This window comes from Pseudomonas sp. NPDC089534 (assembly GCF_044749305.1).
Lineage (GTDB): Bacteria > Pseudomonadota > Gammaproteobacteria > Pseudomonadales > Pseudomonadaceae > Aquipseudomonas > Aquipseudomonas ekonensis.
In genome coordinates this window covers 67457-75560 of sequence record NZ_JBIVHR010000022.1, presented here as the reverse complement: position 1 = coordinate 75560, position 8104 = coordinate 67457, and the positions used below count along the sequence as shown (strand labels likewise).

General features: G+C 64.2%; 7 protein-coding genes. 3 read left to right on the top strand and 4 right to left on the bottom strand.

Annotated elements, in window-relative coordinates:
* Positions 1-370 precede the first annotated feature (370 nt).
* Positions 371-2782, bottom strand: a complete 2412-nt coding sequence (locus ACIP0B_RS09585) for a glucose/quinate/shikimate family membrane-bound PQQ-dependent dehydrogenase (protein WP_400831461.1) — start codon at positions 2780-2782, stop codon at positions 371-373.
* 173 nt (positions 2783-2955) lie between these two features.
* Positions 2956-4317 (bottom strand): carbohydrate porin, encoded by a 1362-nt coding sequence (locus tag ACIP0B_RS09580; protein WP_400831459.1) that lies wholly within the window; start codon positions 4315-4317, stop codon positions 2956-2958.
* Positions 4318-4595: 278 nt separating this feature from the next.
* On the opposite strand from ACIP0B_RS09580, the gene ACIP0B_RS09575 reads away from it, so the two are divergent.
* Both ACIP0B_RS09575 and ACIP0B_RS09570 read left to right on the top strand, forming a co-directional pair.
* The gene (locus ACIP0B_RS09575; RefSeq protein ID WP_400831457.1) at positions 4596-4826 is read left to right on the top strand and encodes a VF530 family DNA-binding protein; all 231 of its coding nucleotides are present in this window, start codon (positions 4596-4598) and stop codon (positions 4824-4826) included.
* 1 nt (position 4827) lies between these two features.
* Entirely contained in the window at positions 4828-5478 is a 651-nt protein-coding gene (locus tag ACIP0B_RS09570; RefSeq protein ID WP_400831456.1) for a Pr6Pr family membrane protein, read from the top strand.
* Positions 5479-5633: 155 nt separating this feature from the next.
* Here ACIP0B_RS09570 and ACIP0B_RS09565 read toward each other — a convergent pair whose 3' ends face one another.
* Complete coding sequence (locus tag ACIP0B_RS09565) at positions 5634-6419, bottom strand: siderophore-interacting protein (protein WP_400831454.1); 786 nt, start codon at positions 6417-6419, stop codon at positions 5634-5636.
* Entirely contained in the window at positions 6416-6991 is a 576-nt protein-coding gene (locus ACIP0B_RS09560) for a PadR family transcriptional regulator (protein ID WP_400831452.1), read from the bottom strand. Before ACIP0B_RS09560 ends, ACIP0B_RS09565 begins: the two co-directional genes overlap by 4 nt.
* Before the next feature lie 525 nt (positions 6992-7516).
* On the opposite strand from ACIP0B_RS09560, the gene ACIP0B_RS09555 reads away from it, so the two are divergent.
* Complete coding sequence (locus ACIP0B_RS09555; RefSeq protein WP_400831467.1) at positions 7517-8008, top strand: CS1 type fimbrial major subunit; 492 nt, start codon at positions 7517-7519, stop codon at positions 8006-8008.
* The last annotated feature ends 96 nt before the right edge of the window (positions 8009-8104 follow it).

Here is an 8104-nt window from a genome sequence, read left to right as displayed (position 1 = left end):
ACCTCAATCCCTGTGGGAGCTGGCTTGCCAGCGATGACGGCCTGACAGCCGACCAATCCCTCCCAGACCACCTCAATCCCCTGTGGGAGCTGGCTTGCCAGCGATGGCGGCCTGACAGCCGACCAACTCCTCCCGGATCACCTCAATCCCTGTGGGAGCTGGCTTGCCAGCGATGACGGCCTGACAGCCGACCAATCTCTCCCGGATCACCTCAATCCCTGTGGGAGCTGGCTTGCCAGCGATGACGGCCTACCAGCCGACCAATCCCTGCCTGGCACACCTGCTCCGAAAAGGCTTGCAGTGTTCTGCCGGCAACAAAAAAAGGCGATGCCCACACCGGGCATCGCCTTTTCGTTACTGCCGCTGACGCTTATTCGGACAGTTTGTAGGCAATCACATAGTCACCCATCTTGGTGCCCAGCGAGCCGTGGCCGCCGACCACCAGCAGGACGTATTGCTTGCCGTCCTTGCCGGTGTAGGTCATCGGGGTGGCCTGGCCGCCGGCCGGCAGGCGGGATTTCCACAGTTCCTTGCCGGTGTTGACGTCGTAGGCGCGCAGGTACTGGTCCAGGGTGCCGCTGAGGAAGCCGACGCCGCCGGCGGTGACGATCGAGCCGCCCATGCTCGGCACGCCCAGGGTCAGGCCGATCGGCAGCGGCGAGCTGTCGCGGCTGGTGCCGTTCTTGCGTTTCCACACGACCTTGCCGGTGGTCAGGTCGATGCCGGCCACGTAGCCCCAGGCCGGGGCCTGGCACGGTACGCCGAACGGCGACATGAACGGGTGCATGATCACCGCGTAAGGCGCGCCGGTGTTCGGTTGCACGCCGGCGGTCTCGCTTTCGCGCTTGCTGCCGGCGGCGACTTGGGCGCGCGGCACCATTTTCGAGACGAAGGCCATGTAGTTCGGGCTGGTGAACAGCATCTGGCGAACCGGATCCACCGAGACGCCGCCCCAGTTGAACACGCCCACGTTACCCGGGTAGATCAGGCTGCCCTGTTCCGACGGCGGGGTGTACTGGCCTTCGTAGCGCAGTTCCTTGAACTGGATGCGGCACAGCATCTGGTCGAACGGGCTGGCGCCCCACATGGCTTTTTCGGTGAGTTCCGGGGCCAGCAGGTTCAGGTCCGAACGGGCCTGGGTCGGCGCGGTGTGGTCACCTTTCACGGCGCCCTGCGGCACCGGGATCTCGCGGATCGGGATGATCGGCGTGCCGTCGCGGCGGTCGAGGACGTACAGGCTGCCCTGCTTGGTCGGGGCGATCAGCGCAGGTTTCACGCCGTCGGCGGTTTTCATGTCCAGCAGGGTCGGCTGGCTGCCGACGTCCATGTCCCACAGGTCGTGGTGGGTGAACTGGTAGTTCCAGCGCACCTTGCCGGTGGCCAGGTCCAGCGCGACGACGCCGGCGCTGAACTTCTCGGCGCCCGGGGTGCGGTCGGCGCCCCACTGGTCAGGGGTCTGGTTGCCCAGCGGCAGGTAGACCATGCCGAGCTTTTCGTCGACGCTGGCCAGCGACCACATGTTGGCCGAGTTGCGGCTGTAGGTCTGGCCCGGTGCCAGAGGTTCGGTGGCGTCCGGGTTGTTGCTGTCCCAGTTCCACACAAGGTGACCGTCGCGCACGTCGTAGGCGCGGATCACGCCGGACGGTTCGTTGGTCGACTCGTTGTCGGTGACGTGACCGCCCATGATCACCAGGTCGCGGGAGATCGCGGCCGGCGAGGTGGCGTAGTAGCCGCCCGGGGTGAACGGGCCGATGCCTTGGGTCAGGTCGACCACGCCGTTTTTGCCGAAGCCTTCGCAGACCTTGCCGGTGTCGGCGTTGAGGGCGATCAGGCGGGCGTCGGCGGTCGGCAGGTACAGGCGGCGCGGGCAGGCCTGCGCAACGGCCTTGCCGGCCTCGGAGATGACGGCGGACGCTGCGCCTTCAGCCTTGGCGTAGGCGGCTTCGTCGTAGTACGACACGCCGCGGCAGGTCATGTGGGCGAAGCCCTTGAAGCCCACCGGGCTCTTGATCTGCGGGTCGAAGCGCCAGATTTCCTTGCCGGTGTCCGGATCCAGCGCCAGCACCTTGCTGTGGGCGGTGCAGGCATAGAGCATGCCGTTGGCTTTCAGCGGGGTGTTTTCGTTGGTCAGCTCCACCGGGTCATCGGCGGTCGGCAGGTCGCCGGTGCGGATGCGCCAGGCTTCCTGCAGCTTGCCGACGTTGGCCGGGGTGATCTGCTTGAGCGGCGAGTAGCGGTCGCCGAACTCGCTGCGGCCGTAGGCCTGCCAGTCGCCTTCCGGCATCTGCGGCGCGGTGCTGGCCATGTCGGCGGTGTCGCGGCCCAGCTCGCCCAGGGTTTCGCCCGGATGGGTGAACTGGCTGGCCACGGCGCTGGCGCCGGCCAGGACGACGGCCACGCTCAGGGCGCCGGTGCCCAGCGGGGCAGGGCCGTCTTTGAGCAGCGGACGGCGGAACCACGGCAGCAGCATGACCACGCCGAGGGCGAACCACAGCGCCAGGCGCGGCACCAGCTGCCACCAGTCCAGGCCGACTTCCCACAGGGCCCATGCGGTGCTGGCCAGCAGCACCACGGCATACAGGCCCAACGCCGCGCGGCGGGCCAGCAGCAACAGGATGCCGGTCAGCGCGATGCCGATGCCCGCCAGCAGGTAGTACAGCGAACCGCCGAGCAGGCTCAGCTTGATCCCCCCGGCCAGCATGGCCAGGCCCATCAACAGAAGCAGAATGCCGAGCAGGCTCGGGAGCAGACGGCTTCGACTCGAGGCACCTTCAGTGCTCATAGTGTGATTCTCCGTGACGTTTCAAAGAGACCCGCGCTGTAGTCACTGTAGATGACGATCCGGCGCGGGCATGGTTCAGATAAATCTGTCGGGGTGATGCCTGTTCCTGTGGGAGCCACCCTGCTGGCGATGGCGTCGTTGAGGGCGGCTTCCACAGGTTCTTTCCGTGTTCCTCAGAACGACGACTGGATCTTGATCCCGCCGATCAGCGCGTCGTCGACCTTGTCCACGCCACCGGGGTGGCGGATGTACTGCAGGTTCGGGCGCACGGTCAGCCAGTCGGCCAGGTGCACGCCGTAATAGAGTTCGGCGCTGTATTCGGTGTCCTGGGGCGGCAGGAACGACGGATCGTCGTAGTCGTAGACGGCGCGGGCCTGGTTGGTGGCCTCGGCGTTCTTGCGGTAGGCCGGGTTGACGTGGACGCGGGCCAGGGCGAAGCCGATGTCGTCCTTGGCGCGGGCGTCGAACAGGCCTTTGTAGACCAGGCCGGCCTGCACGTAGTTGTCGATGGCGTTGGTTTTCTTGTCGTGCATCGTGGCGTTGGCGAACAGGCTCAGGCCGCGGCTGTTGTCGCTGGCGACGCTGGTGACCTGCTGCTGCGCGCCGAACCATACGCCGTGCTTGCTGGAGGCGCTGCGGTAGGCCTCGCCGCTCAGGGCCGCCGGCTGGCCGTTGCGGTCCTTGTAGGCGTCGGTGGCGTTGGCGCTGCTGTAGTAGTAGCCGGCGCGGTATTCGCCCGGCAGGCCCGCAAGCTTCGGTGTCCACACCAGTTCCACCGGCAGGACGGCGCCCTGGGTGCCGCTGCCGCTGAGCTTGAAGCCGTTGCCGCGGTCCAGGTTCGACGGGTTCTGCTCGTAGGCGCCGACCTGGGCGTACAGCTCCGGCGTCAGGTGATACTTGACCCGCAGCGCCCACTGGCTGACCGGCCAGTTGTACCAGATGCCGCCGACCCAGTTGCCGACCTGGGAGCCGCAGAACGCCAGGTTCTGGAAGTCGCAGGGGAAGCTGTTGAAGTCTTCGCCTTCGCCGAAGCGGCCGACCTTGATGTCGAGCTTTTGATCGAAGAACTTCTGCTGATACCACATCTGCGTCAGGCGGGTGGTCTGGCCCCGGCCCCAGACTTCCTGGGCCGAGGTGAAGCCGCCCACGCGCGGGTCGTTGATGCGGTCGTTGCTGATGTTGTTGCCGCTGCGCTTGGTGATCGTCAGCTGGAACTCGGCGTCGTCCCAGCCGAGGATTTTTTGCAGATCCAGGTGGGTGCCGAGGGCGAACTGGTCGCTGTAGCGCGCGGTGCGGTCGTGGTCGTAGCCGCCGTGCAGGTTGCTGCCCATCTCCCCGGTGTAGTCGAGCTTGAAGTCGTAGCCCTTCTGCGCGAGTTCGCTGCGGGTGCCGTTCCAGTCGCCGAGCATCCACGGCGAGTCACTGTCGAAGGCCGGAGCGGCCTGGGCGCAGGTGGCGAGGCCCAGTGCGGTGCAGCCGCCGAGCAGGCGGAGGGTTGAGACAGCGCTGTCTCTGAAGGGCGGAAAATCAGGCATGAAGAGGTCTTTCTTGATCGTTTTTGGGGAATGGAGGGGCCGCTACGATATGTCGCAGGCAGTGAAGCGATTCAGCGGCCGGGCGGCAGGATAATGTCCTGTTACAAAAACACAAAGCGCTTTTGCTGACATGGATCATTTCGGATTCGGTAACAGTCCGGTAAGGGCGCCCGGCCGATGGCGCATCACCTACATTTAAGGAAGCTGCGCTTCCCCAAGCCTGAGCCCTCGGCTAAGGTGCGCGGCTTCTGCGTTTTCACTTCGCCCAAAGGCCCGGCATGAACGAACACAATCCCGACCCGCTGCATGGCGTGACCCTCGAACAGATCCTCACGGCGCTGGTGAACCATTACGAATGGTCGGGGCTGGCCGAGCGCATCGATATCCGCTGCTTCAAGAGCGACCCGAGCATCAAGTCGAGCCTGACCTTCCTGCGCAAGACCCCGTGGGCCCGGGAAAAGGTCGAGCGCCTGTACGTGAAGCTGATGCGCACCAAGCGCCCGCTCTGACATGGACGCCGGGCTGCGGCGACGGTGGGTCACCCTGGCGGCCGTGCTCGGCTGGGGCGGCCTGGGCATTCAGCTGCACCTGATCCTGTTCGCGCGCTGGAGCGTCGGCGCCAGCCTGCTGGGCGGGGTGGTGAGCTACTTCAGTTACTTCACGATCCTCACCAACACACTGGCGGCGACGGTGCTGACCTGCGCGGTGACCCGCCGCGAATCCGCCGCCCGGCGCTGGTTCCTGCAACCGTCCGTCAGCGGTGCGGTGGCGGTGAGCATTGCGGTGGTGGGGCTCGCCTACAGCCTTCTGCTGCGCCACCTGTGGCACCCGCAGGGCTGGCAGTTCATCGCCGATGAGCTGCTGCACGATGTGATGCCGCTGCTGTTCCTGGCGTACTGGTGGTGCTGCGTGCCCAAGGGGACGCTGCGCCTGAAGCACCTGCCGCTGTGGCTGATCTACCCGCTGGGGTACTTCGCCTATGCGCTGTGGCGCGGGCATCTGCTGGGGGCGTATGCGTATCCGTTCATCGATGTGGCGACGCTGGGTTATCCACAGGTGTTCATCAATGCCGGGGGGATTCTGGCGGGTTTCGTGCTGATCGCGTTGGCGGTGATCGGGATCGACCGCTGGAAGGGGCGGGGCTTGCGGGGCCTGGACTGACGCCATCGCCAGCAGGCCGGCTCCCACATTTGTTCTGCGGTGACCGCAAATGCTGCGTCCAACCGAGCGCCCTGTGGGAGCCAGCCTGCCGGCGATGACGACGGCACATCCGGCATCGATGTGTCAGGCATCCCACCATCGCCAGCAGTTGGGCCTCACTCCGCTTCGCAACCCTCGGCGCGCCAGTAGCCGACGGCCTTGACGAACTGTTCGTCCAGCCCGTGCTGGTCGAGCAGCACCCGGCGGATCTGCCGCGAGACTTTGGTTTCCGTCGCGACCCAGGCGTACAGATCGCCCTTGGGCACCTGCAACTGGCGGACGGTGGCCAGCAGGTTGTCCTTGCCGCCTTCGCGCAGCACCCAGATCACGTTGACCTGCGCCGGGCTTTCCAGCGTCTGCTGTTCCTTGCCGTTCTCCACCTCGACCACCACCAGGGCCTTGCGGTTGGCGGCCAGGCCTTCCAGGCGCCGGGCGATGGCGGGCAGGGCGGTTTCGTCGCCGATCAGCAGGTAGCTGTCGAAGATGTCCGGCACGATCATCGAACCGCGCGGGCCGCCGATGTGCAGGAACTGACCGGGCCTGGCCTGCTCGGCCCAGGTCGACGCGGGGCCGTCGCCGTGCAGGACGAAGTCGATGTCCAGCTCCAGCGTGTCGAGGTCGTAGCGGCGCGGGGTGTAGTCGCGCATTTCCGGCATCGGGCCGTTGTCCTTGCCGGCGCCGAGCACGAGGGTCTCCAGCGCGGCGGCCTGTTCGGCGTTCTGCGGGAACAGCAGTTTGACGTGGTCGTCGGTGCCCAGGCTGACGAACCCAGCCAGCTCCGGGCCGCCCAGGGTAATGCGGCGCATGCGTGGGGTCAGGTCGACCACCCGCAGCACTTGCAGGCGACGGCGTTTGATTTCGTGCATGACCCGGTGGATGGTTGGCGCGGTCACTTCAGTCATTCGGTTGTCTCCTGAACGGGTTGGACGGCCGGGCCGTCGACGATGGCCTTGGCGGTGTCGTTGAGCAGGGCGGCGACGCGCTGGATCTCTTCCGGGCTCCAGCGTCCGTGGTGCATTTGCAGGGCGTGGCGCAGGTTGTGCACCGCTTCGTGGATCTGCGCCGGGCGGTCATGGCCGCGCAGCGAACGTTTGCTCACATCGATGCGCACCCGCACGCCTTCGAGGGCGACGGCCTGGTCGCTCAGGGACTGACGGCCGGCGTCGGTCACGCTGTAGCGCTTTTTCCCGCCTTCGGCGTCGCCCAGGATCAGTTCGCTTTCCTCCAGGAAGGTCAGGGTCGGATAGATCACGCCGGGGCTGGGGCTGTACGCCCCGTCGAACATGCCTTCGATCTGGCGGATCAGGTCATAGCCGTGGCAGGGCTGCTCGGCGATCAGCGCCAGCAGCAGCAGTTTCAGGTCGCCGGGCGCGAACACCCGCGGGCCGCGGCCGCCGCGTTCGCGTCCGGGACGCCTTTCGAAGCCGTCGTGGCCGTTGCCGTGTTCGCGGTGGGGGGAATGATGGTCTCTCATTGGGTCTTCTCTCGTCGTGTTTAGATACAACTTAAGATATATCTTTTGGTTTTTGCAAGAGCGACCGACCGACGGCCTGTCTGTCGATCAAGAGAGGGGTGGCAAAAATGTCATTTGAAATGGCGATTTCGTCATCTGATGAAAAGCCGAAGGCGGAGGCAAAAAAACATGAATTAGTGTTAACTCTCTAAAACTTCCGTTATCGCCTTTATTTATTGAAAGTGTCATATCCGTCTGACAGAAGTTGCTGAGGCGTTTGCGCAGGTTTTAATTTAGGAAGTGGCTCCGTGTAGTCTGCCTCTTACAGTTGCTCAGTGTTTTTTTGAATTTTCCAGTATTTTTCTTTCTGCTCCTGTGGCACGCGGGCTACGCCCCTGTGGGAACTTGCCTGCTTACTTCCAAGATGAATTGCTTGAACATTGTTCGGCGTTGGAAGTTCTGCGGATATAAAGCTGCTCATGACGGTTTTAGTTCTTTTGCAACTTTCAATGAACCGAAAACCTTATAGAGACAGGTACTGAAATGATGTTCAAGAAATTCGCAATCGCCACTCCACTGGCCGTTCTCGCGCTGGGCTCCTCCGTGGCGTTCGCCGCTGGCGAGGCCCGCCACTCGATCAGTCTGATCGCCCATGTTCCCACCAACGGTTTCTATGTGGTTCCGACCGACTTCGACCTGGTCAACAAGGATCAGGACATGAGCTATCAGCCGAGCACCGGCAAGATGCGCGAAGTCAATGGTTTCTTCGACGTGCGCAATAACAACGGTTCGGTTCACGCAAGCCTTGAAAGCGTTCCGCAACTGATCTACGGAAACGAAGTCATCGACCTGAAAGTTGAGTTCAACAATAAGGAGCTCAACCAGACCCCGCAAATGGTGGTCGGTGAATCCGAGTCCGATGTCAATTACCGTGCGCCGCTGAAGATCAGCGCCAAAGGCAACAACTTCCAGCCGGGCGATTACACCGGTGTCGTCGCCATGACGTTTGACGCTGTCCCTCCTGTGATCACGCCTTGATCGGGCGATCTGCGCTGACTGCTCAGTAACGTTTTCGGCGGGACGAACCGACCGGTTTGTCCCGCCGGACTCCAACCCGTTCGAAATCAGAGTAAG

Bases quoted from the DNA above. Each gene is read 5' to 3' on its own strand.
- ACIP0B_RS09585 (WP_400831461.1), bottom strand. From the start codon at position 2,782: ATGAGCACTGAAGGTGCCTCGAGTCGAAGCCGTCTGCTCCCGAGCCTG.
- ACIP0B_RS09580 (WP_400831459.1), bottom strand. From the start codon at position 4,317: ATGCCTGATTTTCCGCCCTTCAGAGACAGCGCTGTCTCAACCCTCCGC.
- ACIP0B_RS09575 (WP_400831457.1), top strand. From the start codon at position 4,596: ATGAACGAACACAATCCCGACCCGCTGCATGGCGTGACCCTCGAACAG.
- ACIP0B_RS09570 (WP_400831456.1), top strand. From the start codon at position 4,828: ATGGACGCCGGGCTGCGGCGACGGTGGGTCACCCTGGCGGCCGTGCTC.
- ACIP0B_RS09565 (WP_400831454.1), bottom strand. From the start codon at position 6,419: ATGACTGAAGTGACCGCGCCAACCATCCACCGGGTCATGCACGAAATC.
- ACIP0B_RS09560 (WP_400831452.1), bottom strand. From the start codon at position 6,991: ATGAGAGACCATCATTCCCCCCACCGCGAACACGGCAACGGCCACGAC.
- ACIP0B_RS09555 (WP_400831467.1), top strand. From the start codon at position 7,517: ATGTTCAAGAAATTCGCAATCGCCACTCCACTGGCCGTTCTCGCGCTG.